Below are 15,017 nucleotides of genomic sequence, written 5' to 3'. Positions count from 1 at the left end.
GGCGTACATATGCCATGACAGAATGCCGACCATGACTTTTTCCAACTGGAACCGTCCGCTGGTCTGGCTCTCCGCCTGGGTGGTGGTGGCCGTTGCAGGCGCTGCCTGGCTGGGCTACGCGCGCCTGCAGGTGCTGGAAGACGCGTTTGTGACGGACGCGCGCATCGTGCACCGCCTGCTCAGCCAGCGCGCGGTACAGCACGATGCGGTGATGGCCATGCTGCCGCTGCTGCAGCCACCGGTCGACCGTCCGGGTAACGTGGCCTTGCCGCTGCCGCGCCTGCCCGCTGCCTATCCGCAGATCACCCAGGTGTTTCGCCGCCTGCCGGACAGCACCTGGCCCGCCAACTGGCCCGACGCGTTGCGCGCTGGGGCGCAGGAGGCGGTCACCCGTTCGGGCCAGAGCGGCCATGCGGAGCTGGCCCTTGCTGATCTGCCCGCGGGCAAGGCCTGGCTGGCACTTGCAGGCCAGGAGGTCGATTTTGCGCTGCTGCTGGATTTGCGCGCAGCGATTCCCTGGGAGGAGTGGCCCATGGATGCTGCAACCAGCGCGGTGCGCGTGCGGCTGGAATACCAGGGGCAAGCCATGGTGGTGCAGGCCGGGCGGCCACCATCGGATGGCTGGCGCTATGCCTTTCGCAAAACCCTTGCCTCGCAGAGCCAGCCTTTCGATGTGGTGCTTGCGCGTGAAGTGGGTTGGGGCGAACTGCCCTGGGGCCGCATGCTCACCTGGGCGGTGGTGAGCGCAGCAGTGCTTGCTGCGCTGCGAGCACTTCTGCGCCAGCGGGCAGCGGTGCGCCGGGCCGAAGAGCTGCTGCGTGTGGGGCAGGTGGCGCGGCTCAACCAGCTGGGAGAACTTGCCGCCGGCATGGCCCATGAGTTGAACCAGCCCCTGACCGCCTTGCTTGCCAATACCCAGGCTGCGCAACGTTTGCTGAAGGACGAAGAGCCCGATCTGGACACCGCGCGCCATGCGATGGGGCAGGCCGTGGAGCAAGCGCGGCGCGCGAGTGCCGTCGTGGGGCGGTTGCGCCGCGTGGTGGAGCGGCCCGATCTCTCGGGCCAGGCCCAGCCGCTGGCACTGGCCGCTGCCGTGCACGAAGCGCTGCACTTGCTGGAGCCCGAGCTGCGCCGCCGCAGCATTGCCGTGCAGGTGGATGCGCCTGCCGATCTGCCTGCCGTGCTGGCCGAGCCGGTGGCGCTGCAGCAAATCCTCCACAACCTGGTGATGAACGCGCTGCAGGCGATGGAGCAGGTGGAGGCCAGCCAGCGTCGCCTGCATATTCGCTTGCGTGTGCAGGGTGCGCAGGCGCTGCTTGGCGTGTGCGATTCGGGGCCTGGTGTGCCCGCCGAGGCACGTACACGGCTTTTCACGCCGTTCTATACGACGCGCGCAGGCGGGCTTGGGCTGGGCCTGTCGCTGTGTGAAAGCCTGGCCCAGGCAATGGCGGGCGAGTTGACACTGGCGCCATCGCCGGAAGGGCCCGGCAACCGGCCGGGCGCTGAATTCCACCTGCTGTTGCCGCTGGCCGTTCCGGCCTCGCTGGCCTGAACGATTTCCTTTACAGATGCCATGACCTCTGCACTCTCGCCCCTCATCCATCTCGTGGACGACGATGCCGCTGTGCGTGACAGCCTCGCGCTGCTCATCGGTACGGTGGGCCTGCGTGTGCAGCCATGGAGCGATCCGCAGGTGTTTCTGTCGCAGTTTGAGCGCGGCGATGTTGGCGCCATTGTGCTGGATGTGCGCATGCCCGGCACCAGCGGGCTGGCAGTGTTGGACATGCTGGTGGCGCAGGGCGTGGACCAGCCGGTGATCATGCTGACCGGCCATGGCACGGTGGAGATGTGCCGCCGCGCTTTCAAGGCGGGAGCTGCGGAGTTTCTGGAAAAGCCGGTGGATGACGAGCTTCTCATCGAGGCATTGCAGGCGGCGGTGCGCCAGCATGTGCGCTCGCGCGAGCGCCTGCAGGCCGACCGACAGGCCCGCGAGCGCTATGCACAGCTCTCGGGCCGCGAGCGCGAGGTGCTGGGGCTGATTGTGGCAGGTCTCACCAACAAGGAGATAGGCCGGGCGCTGACGCTTTCGCCACGCACCGTGGAGACGCACCGCGCCAACCTGTTTGCCAAACTGGGGGCGGATTCGCTCGCGCAGCTCATTCGCGGCTACGCCGCGCTGGTGGACGAAGACACTGCGTAGTTTTACGGAGGTGCGCGCGTAGCCGGCCGCATTGGCGCGGGGCTGGTGTTTTTCTACAGTGGCATGCATTCCATCCCTTTCGGAGAACCGCATGCAACGCACCTTGATCCTTGCCGCCCTGTCCCTGGCCGCTACCGCCGCCAGCGCCCAAGGCGTGCGCACCGAGAAGAACATGTCGCTGGAGCTGGCGAGCCAGATTGCTGCGCAAACCGTGGCTGCCTGTACTGCCAGTGGCTATGCCGTGACTGCCACCGTGGTGGACCGCGCAGGCGGCGTGCGCGCCGTGCAACGCGCCGACAATGCCGGCCCGCACACGGTGGAGGCAAGCCGTGCCAAGGCATTCACCTCGGTCTCGGCCAAGGCGCCGTCGCTCGCCATCATGGAGAACGCGCAGAAGAACCCCGCTGCAGCAAATCTGAAGGATATTCCCGGCTTTTTGCTGCTGGGCGGCGGTGTGCCCGTGAAGGTGGACAACGAAGTGATCGGCGCTGTGGGCGTTGCCGGTGCGCCGGGTGGTCATCTGGACGACCAGTGTGCCCAGACTGCCCTGTCCAAGGTCGCAGACCTGCTGAAGTAAGCCATCGCAACCATCCCTACCTACCGATGAAGAACCTCCAACGCATCCTTCCCGTCCTTTTTCTGGCTGCGAGCGGCAGCGCTCTGGCCCAGGGCAATCCGAGCACTGGTAGCGGCAGCTACTATGGCGCGCTGCGCATCAATTCCGCCAGCTACAAGGCGCATGACATGGATTCCAGCGCCCGCCCTGGCCTGGGACAATTCGTTCCGGGCGACGATTCCCGCACTGCGGCTGGCGGCTCACTGGCTTTGGGCTACCAACTGCCTTCGAACTGGCGCGTGGAAGCGGAATACACGCTGCCGAAGAACAACGAGTTCACCAGTGGTTCCACCAACTTCCCGACCAGCTTCAACCACCACAAGATCCGCTCGCAGCGTCTGATGCTCAATGCGTACAAGGATTTCCCCTTGAATGCGCAGTTCTCGCTGTACGGCATGGGCGGCCTGGGGCTCTCCCACCTGGAGTCCAGCGGCTGGCAGGGCAATGTGAACCGTCAGTATTTCAGTGATTCGCAGAACAAGCTGGCATATTCGCTGGGCCTGGGCCTGAGCTACTCGCCGGTGCAGAAGGTCAGCATCGACCTGGGCTGGCGCTATGTTGCCATGGGCAAGACCAGGAGCGGGGCGAACAACTTCACCAATGTTCGCGGCAAGCAGGACGAGCAGATGCGGGCCAAGCTGACTTCCAGCGAGGTCACGCTGGGCCTGCGCTACAGCTTCTGATCAGGCGACCGATGTGGCTTGCACATGCATGGCGTTGCGCAGCTGCAGCGCATAGCCTTCCAGCATTGCGCTGCCCGGCTCCTTGCGCGGCCAGGTGAAGGTGAGGCCGTCGCCTGCATGGCGCGGCACCACATGCAGGTGGAAGTGCGCCACGGTCTGGCCACCTTCGGCACCATTGGCCTGCAGCAAGGTGAGGCCCGCAGGCTCGAAAGCCAGCTTGGCTGCCAGCGCCACCTTGCGGGCGGTCTGCATCACGGCCGCTGATTCGGCATCGGTGATCTCGAAGATGTTGGCAGCGTGGCGCTTGGTGGCGACCAGCACATGGCCGGGGTTGACCTGGCCCAGGTCCATGAAGGCGAGGGTCAACTCGTCCTCGTACACCTTGGCCGAAGGAATCTCGCCGTTGACGAGCTTGCAGAAAATGCAGCTGCCTGCGGGAGAGGTGTCAACAAAATGCGGCATGGGCTGTGCCTCCTCCTTTTCGCGCGTCCTTCGCAGAGGGCGCGTCGGTTCATGGTTGATATGGGTGAAAACTGATTTCACCAACCGGTAAAAGAAACACTATAGACCGCCCAATTGCGCTCATTGGGATTCAATATTCAGGGTTTTCCCTTGATTTTTAATGGTTTGCGATTGCCGCGTTTACGTGGGTTCGGCACCTTCAGGCTCGCCAGGCACCGATAGGTGATATAGGTCAATCCATATATCGGTGGCGCTGGCTGCGTTTAAGCTTGCTGCATGCATATCTACCGATCCTCCCTGCTGCGCTTTGCCGATGATGGCCGCGCCATATATGACGAAGATGGACTGCTGGCCACGGCGCCCGGCGCCGATGGCCGTGAGCGCGTGGTGGCAGCGGGCAGCTGGCAGGCACTGTCGCCCCAACTGCTGGGGCAGGCGGGTGGCGAAGTGGTGGTGCGCCACCTGCCGGGCCGCCTGATTGCGCCGGGCTTTGTCGATCTGCACATCCACTATCCGCAGACCGATGTGATCGGTGCGCCGGCGCCCGGTCTGCTGCCTTGGCTGGAGAACTACACCTTTCCGCATGAATCGCGCTTCCACGACCGCGCCTATGCCGACGGGGTGGCTGATTTCTTCATGGACGAATTGCTGCGCAACGGCGTGACCACGGCGCTCGCCTTTGCCACATCGCACCCCACGTCGGTGGATGCGATCATGACGGCCGCGCAGCAGCGCCGCATGCGCATGATTGCCGGCAAGGTGCTGCAGGACCGCAACAGCCCGGACGGCGTGCGCGACAATACCGAGCAAAGCCTGGTCGATACGGAAACGCTGATTCAGCGTTGGCACGGCACAGATCGCCTGGGTTATGCGATCACCCCGCGCTTTGCCCCGACGAGCACGCCTGCCCAGTTGCGTGGTGCGGGCGAGTTGGCTACCAAGTACAGCGATGTGTGGATTCAGTCGCATGTGGCAGAAAACCTCGACGAAGTGGCCTGGGTGAAGGAGCTGTTTCCGGCCGCGCGCAGCTATCTGGCGGTCTACGACGACTTTGGCCTGATGCGCGAGCGCGCCGTGTATGCGCACAGCATCTGGCTCGATGACACCGACCGCCAGTTGATGCACGCCACCAGATCAGCGGCAGCCGTGAGCCCCACCAGCAACCTGTTTCTGGCCAGCGGCTACTTCGATTACCTCAAGGCCGACGAGGCGCAGATGCTGTACGGCCTGGCCAGCGATGTGGGGGGCGGCATGAGCTTTTCACCGTTCCGTACCATGCAGGCGGCCTATGTGGTGGGGCGTGAAAGCCACGCCAAGGAAGGGCAGAGCCTGTCGCCGCAGCACCTGTGGTGGCAGCACACCGCGGGCGCTGCCAAGGCGCTGGGCCTGCAGGGCGTCATCGGCAACCTGCAGCCCGGCTGCGAGGCAGACTTTGTGGTCATCAATCCGCGTGCGACACCGCTGCTGGCCCGCAAGGCCGAGCAGGCGCGCAACCTCGATGAGTTGCTGTTTGGCATGGTCATCCTCGGTGACGACCGCTTGATCGAGCAGACGCACATTGCCGAACAGGTTTGAGTGATTTTGGCCGGTGGCGCACAACAGATGAGCGCTACCAGCTATCAAAAAGATACTAAACCTGTGATTCGGGTCTTGCTCCTGCATTCGCTACAATCTCCGCCCAGGAGTTTTAGACATGAGCATTCAGAGCGATAAGTGGATCCGCCGCATGGCAGAACAGCACGGCATGATCGAGCCGTTTGAGCCCGGCCAGGTGCGCCAGGTCGATGGCAAGAAGATCATCAGCTACGGCACATCGAGCTACGGCTACGACATCCGCTGCGCGCGCGAGTTCAAGGTCTTCACCAACATCCACAGCACCGTGGTCGACCCCAAGAATTTCGACGAAAAGAGCTTCGTCGATTTTGAAGGCGATTACTGCATCATCCCGCCCAACAGCTTTGCACTGGCGCGCACGGTGGAGTACTTTCGCATTCCGCGCGATGTGCTGACCGTCTGCCTGGGCAAGAGCACCTATGCGCGCTGCGGCATCATCGTCAACGTCACGCCGTTCGAGCCCGAGTGGGAAGGCTATGTGACCCTGGAGTTCTCCAACACCACGCCGTTGCCTGCCAAGATCTATGCAGGTGAGGGTTGCGCGCAGGTGCTGTTCTTCCAGGGCAACGAGCCTTGTGACGTGAGCTACAAGGACCGTGCCGGCAAGTACCAGGGCCAGCACGGGGTGACCTTGCCCAAGGCCTGACAGTGTTGAGCATGCAGAAAAGCCATCCAGCGTCTTGGATGGCTTTTTTTATCGATCTTTGTTAATGCCTAACTTTTTGCAAGATTTGCAAATTTTGTTCAATTGCAGGGGCGACTGTCCCGCGGTTGGCCGCCCAAAGCGTTGCTTTGCGAGCATGGCGGCAACAAATGCGCTACTGTAGCGACCAGTGACAGGTAATAGATAAATGATAGATAACTGATGCGGCGCCTTGGCGCGGCAAGGAGAGTGACGATGAGATGGGAAGGCAATCGCGAATCTGAGAATGTGGAAGACCGCCGTGGGCAGGGTGGCGGCGGAGGTGGTGGTGGTTTTGGCATCGGCGGCCGCAGCATTGGCATCGGCACCGTGGTGCTGGCGTTGATTGGCTGGGGCGTGTTCGGCATCAATCCGCTGACCACGATTGGAGTGCTGTCGGGCAGTGGTTCGCCCGCACCGGTGGAGCAAGGACCCGCCAAGGCGCCGCCGTCGAACGATCAGGGGGCCAAATTCGTCTCGACCGTGCTGGCGTCGACCGAAGACGTCTGGACCGATATCTTCAGCAAGGCCGGCGCCCGTTACCAGGCGCCAAGGCTGGTGCTGTTCACCGGCGTGACACGAACCGCCTGTGGCACGGGCCAGTCCGCCATGGGGCCGTTCTACTGCCCGGGTGACCACAAGGTCTATCTGGATATGGACTTTTTCAACACCATGAGCCGCCAACTGGGCGCGCCTGGCGAATTTGCCCGCGCCTATGTCGTGGCGCACGAAGTGGGCCACCACGTGCAGAACCTGCTGGGCATATCGGACAAGGTAGACAGCATGCGGGGCCGCATCAGCGAACGCGACCAGAATGCGCTGTCCGTGCGTCTGGAGCTGCAGGCAGACTGCTATGCAGGTGTATGGGCCAACCATTCGCAGCAGGCCAAGAACTGGCTGGAGCAGGGCGATATCGAATCGGCCGTGAATGCCGCGCAGCAGATTGGCGACGACAAGCTGCAGCGAGAAGCCTCGGGCACGGTGCGGCCAGACAGCTTCACCCACGGCTCCAGTGCGCAGCGGGTGCGCTGGTTCACTCAGGGCTACAAGACGGGCAGCGTGCAGTCGTGCGACACCTTCCAGGCGGGCAGCCTGTAGTTCTGTCGGGAACACGTGTCCAGCAGCCGGCTTTGCCGGCTGTTTTTTTGTGCGGCCTGCTGTGGTTGAGCTCCCATTTTTTAAAAACAATAGCAGTTAAGCAAGGGTATGCGTGCCAAGGCAGCAATACATGACAGCTACATCCCCATTCCGTAACCGTGTACGGGGTTAAGCGCAGCAGCAATCTGCCCACGGTGCGACAATAGGGGGCTTACATGACAAATTCTTTCTCCAACCTTCATCTGGCCGAGCCCTTGGCCAAGGCCATCGCCGAGATGGGCTATGCATCCATGACGCCGATCCAGGCACAGGCCATTCCTGTGGTGCTGACCGGCAAGGATGTCATGGGCGCGGCGCAGACTGGTACCGGTAAGACGGCTGCCTTTTCACTGCCGTTGCTGCAGCGCTTGATGGCGCACGAAAACAGCTCGGCTTCGCCTGCCCGCCACCCGGTGCGCGCGCTGGTGCTGTTGCCCACACGCGAGCTGGCCGATCAGGTGGCCCAGCAGATTGCCCAATTTGCCAAATACACCAAGCTGCGCAGCACGGTGGTGTTCGGTGGCATGGACATGAAGCCCCAGACCATCGAGCTGAAGAAGGGTGTAGAGGTGCTGGTCGCTACACCGGGCCGCCTGCTCGACCATATCGAGGCCAAGAACGCCGTCCTCAACCAGGTGGAATATGTGGTGCTGGACGAGGCTGACCGCATGCTCGACATCGGCTTTCTGCCCGATCTGCAGCGCATCCTTTCGTACCTGCCCAAGAAGCGCACCACCTTGCTCTTCTCGGCCACGTTCTCGCCCGAGATCAAGCGCCTGGCCGGCAGCTACCTGCAAGACCCGATCACCATCGAAGTCGCGCGCCCCAACGAAACGGCTTCCACCGTTGAGCAGCGCTTTTTCAGCGCTTCCGATGATGACAAGCGCCGCGTGATCATCAAGACGCTGCGTGATCGCCAGGTTCGCCAGGCCTTTGTATTCGTCAACAGCAAGCTGGGCTGCTCGCGCCTGACACGCACTCTGGAGCGGGACGGCCTGCGTGCCGCAGCACTGCATGGCGACAAGAGCCAGGACGAGCGTCTGAAGGCGCTTGAAGCCTTCAAGCAAGGTGAGGTCGATCTGCTGGTGTGCACCGACGTGGCTGCGCGCGGACTGGACATCAAGGATGTGCCTGCTGTCTTCAACTACGACGTGCCTTTCAACGCCGAAGACTATGTACACCGCATTGGTCGCACGGGCCGTGCGGGCGCTTCGGGTCTGGCCGTGACGCTGGTCACCAATGCCGACGCGCGCCACGTGAGCGACATTGAAAAGCTGATCAAGAAGAAGATCGAGGTCGAACCCTTCGAGCTGGATGAGCGGCCACGTGGCCGCTTCAACGACGGCCACCGGGACCGCCGCGAGCGTGAAAGCCGCGACCAACGTGGTCGTGAGCGCGATGACGAAACATCGGACCGCCGGGAGCGCTATCGCCCGGCACCCGTGTCGCGCGATCCGTTCTTTGACAAGCCCTACGAAGCCAAGGCTGCCGAGCCCGCAGCCTGGGATGCGAGCGCCAAGCCCGCACCTGCACGGGGCGCTGCCAGCGTCAAGCCACGTCGCAAGGTGGCGGCGCTCTTCAAGCCCGCACCCACGACCGAGTCGTGACACTGTGATTTCAACGGTAAGGCCTCTGCAGGAATGCAGGGGCCTTTTTCTATCTGGTTCTTCAGCGCGGTTGTTGGCGCTCAGCCGGGCTGCTGCGCCTGCTCGCATTCCACGTGAATGAGTTCGCGCTCTTCCAGGCTGGAACCAAAGCGCACGGCCGTCAGGCATCCGCCCCAGACACAGCCTGTATCCAGCGCAATCAGGTGCGGGCGATTCAGTTCGCCGAGTGTGGACCAGTGGCCAAAGGCGATGGTGGTCTCGGCGGTCACGCGGCTCGGCAGGTCGAACCATGGCAGAAGACCGGGAGGGGCATGTTCGGTGCTTTCGGCGCTTTCAAAATCCATCCGGCCATCGGGGGCGCAGTAACGCATACGGGTAAGCACATTCGTGATGACGCGCAACCGCTCCATGCCGGAGAGCTGCTCGCTCCACTGGTCGGGCTCGTTGCCATACATGGCCTGCAGGAAGAGGGGCAGATCATCGCCCTTCAACACGGCTTCCACCTCCCGCGCGTAACGAAGGGTATCGGCCGCGCTCCAGCGTTGGTGGACGCCGGCATGCACCATCAGCAGGCTTTCTCCGCCCACATCATGGGTACGTGCCAGCGGCTGTTGCCGTACCCATCGCAGCAGTTGGTCTGCATCGGGCGCTTGCAGCACTTGCAGCAGGGTGTCGCGCCTGGAGAATTTGCGTCGTCCGTTGGCTGCGGCGAGCAGATGCAGATCATGGTTGCCCAGCAGCACGCGGATGCTGTCCCCTGATTCCATGCAGCGGCGAAGGGTTTTTTCCGAATCTGGTCCCCGGTTGACCAAGTCGCCCAGAAGGTAGACGGTGTCGCGGCTGGGCGAGAAATCAATTTTGGTGAGCAAGCGCTCCAAAGCGCCATCGCATCCCTGGATATCGCCAATACAGTAAAGTGACATGCTTGTTGAACTACCTGTGAACTATTTTGTTAGACGTACTTCTGATCGCGCTTTTGACCCTGCTTAATGGCGTATTTGCCATGTCGGAGTTGGCGCTGGCAAGCAGCCGTAAATCACGTTTGCTGGCCATGGCGGAAAGCGGCGACAAGGGCGCCAAGGCGGCCCTGGAATTATTGGCCAATCCTACCCAGTTTCTTTCGTCCATTCAGGTGGGCATCACTTCCATTGGCATGCTCAATGGTATTTTCGGCGAAGCCGCTTTCAGCGACGGCCTGGCGAGCTGGCTCATTTCTGCAGGAATGCCGGCCTCGGTGGCGTCTGTGGCAGCAACGGCCACGGTGATCATTGTGATCACCTACCTCACCATCGTGTTTGGCGAATTGGTGCCCAAGCGCATTGGCCAGATGTATCCCGAGGCTTCGTCACGCATGATTGCGCTTCCGCTCACATGGGTGTCCAGGATTGCCAAGCCGTTCGTGTGGTTGCTGTCGGTTTCCGCGCAGTATGTACTCAAGTTGTTGCGTATCAAGGATGAATCGAGCCGGGCTGTGACCGAGGAAGAAATCGTGGCCAGCCTCGATGAAGGCCGTGATGCAGGTGTGATCGAGCAGCACGAACACCTGATGGTGCAGAACGTCTTCCATCTGGATGACCGCCCTCTGATCTCGATGATGGTGCCTCGCGGCGACGTGCAGTGGCTGGATGCCCGCCTGACAGTGGCCGAAGCGCTGCACGAAGTGCGTGCGGCCGGAGGCAAGGGAGCGCACTCCTGGTATCCCGTCTGCCGCGAATCGCTCGACAACGTGGTGGGCCTGGTGAGCGTTGCGCACCTGCTGGATGTGGTGTCTCCCAAGACAGTGCCGGTGTCGGATCTGGTGGTGGCGGCCACCTATGTGCCTGAAACACTGAGCGGCTTTGAGTTGCTGGAGCAGTTCCGCGCTCGCGCCGGACGCATGATTTTCGTGGTGGATGAATACGGAGTCGTGCAAGGCATCATCACGCCGCGCGATGTGCTGGAAGCCATTACCGGAGAACTCAAGCCAGGTGGTGCCAACGAGGCCTGGGCCGTTCAGAACGATGATGGCTCCTGGTATCTGGATGGCCTGATGCCGATATCCGAATTGAAGGCACGCCTGGATATCAAGGAATTGCCGGATGAAGACAAGGGCAGATATAACACGCTGGCCGGTATGCTGATGGCCGAATCCGGGCATATGCCGCCGGTGGGCGAGAAGATATATTGTGCAGGATGGGTATTCGAAGTAATGGCTCTGGAAGGGAAACGCGTGGACAAGGTGATTGCTCGCATCGACGCGGGCCTTGCCGATTACTAAAGGTAATAGACCGCCATGTTTATGAAAATTTACATTGGTATTTAATGGTTGAGGGGCAAAAAAGCCTTTTGCAAATTTGAGTTTTGGGTATACTGGGGCCGTTAATTAAATTACTTGGATATACCAACATGGCTACTTTGAAGGAAATCGACGCCCAATTGGCGGCACTGCAAGCCCAACGTGAAGAAGTTCGCAAAAATGAACTGAAGAACGTCGTGGATCAGGTGCGCAGCCTGGTGGCCGAATATGGACTGAGTGAGCTGGACGTGTTTCCCCCAGCACGTGGTGGCCGCAGTGCCGCAGCAGGCTCCAAGGTTGCTCCTAAATACCGCGATCCAGCGACTGGCGCAACCTGGACTGGCCGTGGCAAGGCTCCAAAGTGGATTGAAGGCCAGGCCCGCGAGAAATTTGCGATCTGATCAAGAGAGCGCAATGCATGAAAACCCGCTTCGGCGGGTTTTCCTTTTTTCAGGGAGCGATTTTCAGCATTTTGCAGCTACAGAAATCCCCTTCTTCATAGATTGCTGCTATTGAAAATTCTGATGAATCTATAGGCTTATTTTTCGAGTTGCTGAGTGGAGGGATATTGGGGCAATGGGTATGACAAGTCCCCGGTCACGAAAGCTTCAGACGGTCCGTGCCTGAGGTGGTATGGACTTTGCGAATGGGCGGGGCGCGGTGGCAGGCAGCACCAATAGCCATATCGAATGTCTGGCGACATGCAGGTGTCGGCGCACGCAGGTAGACTGTCTGTTCGAGAAGAATTTCTGTGGCATTCCCAAGCAAAACAGGAGCAACGATGAAATCGAGCAACCCTCAGTCGGGCAAGCATGCTTTTGCCTCCACCTTGAAGTCTCTGTCGCTGGGTAAGGCGGGCAAGGGCAGCTTCTATTCGCTGCCAGCCCTGGCCAAACAGTATCCCAATATCAAGCGGTTGCCGGTTTCACTGCGCATCGTGCTGGAGTCGGTGCTGCGCAACTGTGATGGCCAGCGGGTTCTGCCGGAGCATGTGGAGCAGCTTGCCAATTGGAAACCTCGGGCGGAACGGACCGAAGAGGTGCCATTCGTCGTTGCCCGCGTGGTGCTGCAGGATTTTACGGGCGTGCCATTGCTGGCAGATCTGGCTGCTATGCGCAGCACTGCCGACCGGTTGGGGAAAAAGCCCAAGGCGATCGAGCCGCTGGTGCCGGTGGACCTGGTGGTGGATCACTCGATCATGGTCGACTACTACGGCAACAAGAATGCCCTTGACCTGAACATGAAACTGGAATTCCAGCGCAACAACGAGCGCTACCAGTTCATGAAGTGGGGAATGCAGGCTTTTGACACCTTTGGCGTGGTGCCTCCGGGTTTTGGCATCGTGCACCAGGTCAATCTGGAATACCTGGCGCGGGGCGTGCACCACACCAAGGACGGGGTGTACTACGCCGATTCCCTGGTCGGGACGGACAGCCATACTACGATGATCAATGGCGTCGGCGTGGTGGCGTGGGGCGTGGGCGGTATCGAGGCCGAAGCCGCCATGCTGGGCCAGCCGGTGTATTTCCTGACACCCGATGTCGTCGGCTTTGAACTGACGGGCAAGCTGCGCGAGGGGGTGACGGCGACCGATCTGGTGCTGACGGTGACCGAAATCCTGCGCCGCGAAAAGGTGGTGGGCAAGTTCGTGGAGTTCTTTGGCGAGGGCACGCGCAGCCTCTCCGTTCCTGACCGGGCCACCATCGGCAACATGGCGCCCGAATATGGCGCAACCATGGGCTTCTTCCCGGTTGACGGCAAGACCCTCGACTATTTTGAAGGCACCGGGCGCACCAAGGCCGAAATCGAAGCATTTGAGGCCTATTTCAAGGCGCAGGACCTCTTTGGCGTTCCCAAGGCGGGGGACATCGACTACTCGCAGGTTGTCAGGCTGGATCTGGGCACCGTCGCTCCCAGCCTGGCGGGGCCCAAGCGCCCGCAGGACCGCATCGAGATCGGACATGTGGCCGACAAGTTCGCGGAGCTGTTTACTGCGCCGATTGCACAAAATGGCTTCAATCTGCCTGCGGACAGGCTCGGGCAGAGCGTGCGGGTACATATCAACGGCGAAGGAGAAACCGCCGAGCCCGATGCCAAGCCTGTGCCCGCCGGTGCTCCGCGCAACGTGGTAGAAATGGTGGCCAATACCCCCAATGTGGAAGATGCACCGGGCAGCCTGCGCAGCGAGGAAGCGCAGGTGGAGGCCAAAGAGCGCGGTGGCATCGACCTGCACAATGGAGATGTGCTGATTGCGGCCATCACCAGCTGCACCAATACTTCCAACCCCAGCGTGATGCTGGCGGCAGGTCTGCTGGCCAAGAAGGCGGTGCAGGCTGGCTTGACGGTCAAGCCCCACGTCAAGACTTCGTTGGCTCCTGGGTCGCGCCTGGTCACGCTCTACCTCACGGAGTCGGGCCTCTTGCCCTATCTGGAAAAACTGGGGTTTGCGATTGCGGGCTATGGTTGCACCACCTGCATTGGCAACGCTGGCGATCTGCTGCCCGAATTCAATGCCGCGATCCAGCAGAACGACTTGGTATGCGCCGCCGTGCTGTCCGGCAACCGCAACTTCGAGGCCCGCATCCATCCCAACATCCGCGCCAACTTCCTGGCGAGCCCACCTCTGGTCGTGGCCTATGCGATTGCCGGCAACGTGCGCAAGGACCTGATGACCGAGCCGGTTGGCAAAGGCAAGGACGGGCGTGACGTGTACCTGGGGGATATCTGGCCGAGCACGGACGAAGTGCACAAGCTGATGAAGTACGCGATGAACGGCAAGGCTTTCCGGGCCAACTACGAAAAGGTCACCAGCGAGCCTGGCAAGCTGTGGGAGAAGATCAAAGGTGTGACGGGAGCCACCTATACCTGGCCCCAGAGCACCTATATTGCCGAGCCTCCGTTCTTCAAGAGCTTCCAGCTGGAGGCCAAGCACGAGAATGCCCAGGGCGCAGACCAATATGCCATCCACAGTGCACGGATCATGGCGCTGTTTGGCGATTCGATCACGACCGATCACATTTCGCCGGCCGGCTCCATCAAGGAGACCTCGCCTGCCGGGCAATGGCTGCTTGCCAATGGCGTCAAGAAGGTCGATTTCAACAGCTATGGCTCGCGCCGCGGCAATCACGAAGTGATGATGCGCGGCACTTTTGCCAATGTCCGCATCAAGAACCAGATGTTGCCAGTCGGCGCCGATGGCTCGCGCGAGGAAGGGGGACTCACCATCTACCAGAACCCCGGCGAGGACCAGGGCCAGAAGCTGTTCATCTATGACGCGGCCATGCGCTATGTTGCGGCCAACACCCCCACTGTGGTCTTTGCCGGTGAAGAGTACGGTACCGGATCGAGCCGCGATTGGGCCGCCAAGGGGACGCAACTGCTGGGCATCAAGGCCGTCGTGGCGCGCAGCTTTGAGCGAATTCACCGCTCCAACCTGGTGGGCATGGGGGTGCTGCCCCTGCAGTTCCTGGCCGGGGAAAGCTGGGAGACGCTGCGCTTGCGTGGCGATGAGCAGATCGACATCATTCCCCAACCCTCTCTGGCTCCGCGCAGCAAGGCCAGACTGGTCGTGCACCGCGCCGACGGCAGCAAGACCGAGACGGAACTCGTGTTGCGAATCGATACGCCTATTGAAGTAGAGTATTACAAGGAGGGCGGTATACTTCCTTTTGTACTGCGGCAGCTACTGTAAGTAACTGCTTGCAAAATATCCTAACCGGGCCCGTTCTAGCAGGGCCCGTT

General features: G+C 61.4%; 13 protein-coding genes. 11 read left to right on the top strand and 2 right to left on the bottom strand.

Annotated elements, in window-relative coordinates:
* Positions 1-31: 31 nt before the first annotated feature.
* The 4 genes from ABIE32_RS14030 to ABIE32_RS14015 all read left to right on the top strand — a co-directional run bounded on the left by ABIE32_RS14030 (position 32) and on the right by ABIE32_RS14015 (position 3,499).
* A complete protein-coding gene (locus ABIE32_RS14030; RefSeq protein ID WP_429017039.1) occupies positions 32-1,552 on the top strand; it encodes a sensor histidine kinase in 1,521 nt (506 codons plus the stop codon).
* Positions 1,553-1,573: 21 nt separating this feature from the next.
* On the top strand, positions 1,574-2,200 hold the full coding sequence (locus ABIE32_RS14025) for a response regulator transcription factor (RefSeq protein WP_429017036.1): 627 nt from the start codon (positions 1,574-1,576) through the stop codon (positions 2,198-2,200).
* 91 nt (positions 2,201-2,291) lie between these two features.
* Positions 2,292-2,777, top strand: coding sequence for a GlcG/HbpS family heme-binding protein (locus ABIE32_RS14020; RefSeq protein ID WP_429017034.1), 486 nt, complete (start codon positions 2,292-2,294; stop codon positions 2,775-2,777).
* Positions 2,778-2,803: 26 nt separating this feature from the next.
* On the top strand, positions 2,804-3,499 hold the full coding sequence (locus ABIE32_RS14015; protein ID WP_429017032.1) for an outer membrane protein: 696 nt from the start codon (positions 2,804-2,806) through the stop codon (positions 3,497-3,499).
* On the opposite strand, the gene ABIE32_RS14010 is transcribed toward ABIE32_RS14015, so the two are convergent.
* A complete protein-coding gene (locus ABIE32_RS14010) occupies positions 3,500-3,961 on the bottom strand; it encodes an HIT family protein (protein WP_377779735.1) in 462 nt (153 codons plus the stop codon). It abuts the gene before it with no gap.
* Between the two features lie 276 nt (positions 3,962-4,237).
* Here ABIE32_RS14010 and guaD point away from each other — a divergent pair, with 276 nt between their 5' ends.
* The 4 genes from guaD (at position 4,238) to ABIE32_RS13990 (ending at position 9,001) form a co-directional block, all read left to right on the top strand.
* On the top strand, positions 4,238-5,536 hold the full coding sequence (gene guaD / locus ABIE32_RS14005) for a guanine deaminase (protein WP_429017029.1): 1,299 nt from the start codon (positions 4,238-4,240) through the stop codon (positions 5,534-5,536).
* Between the two features lie 118 nt (positions 5,537-5,654).
* Positions 5,655-6,221: a dCTP deaminase gene (gene dcd, locus ABIE32_RS14000; protein ID WP_184709251.1), complete on the top strand. Its 567-nt coding sequence runs from the start codon at positions 5,655-5,657 to the stop codon at positions 6,219-6,221.
* Positions 6,222-6,473: 252 nt separating this feature from the next.
* Entirely contained in the window at positions 6,474-7,355 is an 882-nt protein-coding gene (gene ypfJ / locus ABIE32_RS13995; protein WP_224151664.1) for a KPN_02809 family neutral zinc metallopeptidase, read from the top strand.
* Positions 7,356-7,570: 215 nt separating this feature from the next.
* Positions 7,571-9,001 (top strand): DEAD/DEAH box helicase, encoded by a 1,431-nt coding sequence (locus ABIE32_RS13990; protein WP_429017025.1) that lies wholly within the window; start codon positions 7,571-7,573, stop codon positions 8,999-9,001.
* An 80-nt stretch (positions 9,002-9,081) separates the two neighbouring features.
* Here ABIE32_RS13990 and ABIE32_RS13985 read toward each other — a convergent pair whose 3' ends face one another.
* Positions 9,082-9,924 (bottom strand): symmetrical bis(5'-nucleosyl)-tetraphosphatase, encoded by an 843-nt coding sequence (locus ABIE32_RS13985; RefSeq protein WP_429017024.1) that lies wholly within the window; start codon positions 9,922-9,924, stop codon positions 9,082-9,084.
* 53 nt (positions 9,925-9,977) lie between these two features.
* Between ABIE32_RS13985 and ABIE32_RS13980 the strand changes: the two genes are divergently transcribed.
* The 3 genes from ABIE32_RS13980 (at position 9,978) to ABIE32_RS13970 (ending at position 14,967) form a co-directional block, all read left to right on the top strand.
* The gene (locus ABIE32_RS13980) at positions 9,978-11,258 is read left to right on the top strand and encodes a hemolysin family protein (RefSeq protein WP_429017022.1); all 1,281 of its coding nucleotides are present in this window, start codon (positions 9,978-9,980) and stop codon (positions 11,256-11,258) included.
* Between the two features lie 128 nt (positions 11,259-11,386).
* Entirely contained in the window at positions 11,387-11,677 is a 291-nt protein-coding gene (locus ABIE32_RS13975; RefSeq protein ID WP_224151668.1) for an H-NS family nucleoid-associated regulatory protein, read from the top strand.
* Between the two features lie 380 nt (positions 11,678-12,057).
* Positions 12,058-14,967, top strand: a complete 2,910-nt coding sequence (locus tag ABIE32_RS13970) for an aconitate hydratase (protein ID WP_429017020.1) — start codon at positions 12,058-12,060, stop codon at positions 14,965-14,967.
* The last annotated feature ends 50 nt before the right edge of the window (positions 14,968-15,017 follow it).

It is taken from the genome of Comamonas sp. 4034 (assembly GCF_050434545.1).
Classification (GTDB): domain Bacteria; phylum Pseudomonadota; class Gammaproteobacteria; order Burkholderiales; family Burkholderiaceae_C; genus Comamonas; species Comamonas odontotermitis.
Note: the sequence above shows the minus strand (reverse complement) of the source record. Positions and strands in the feature narration are given on the sequence as shown.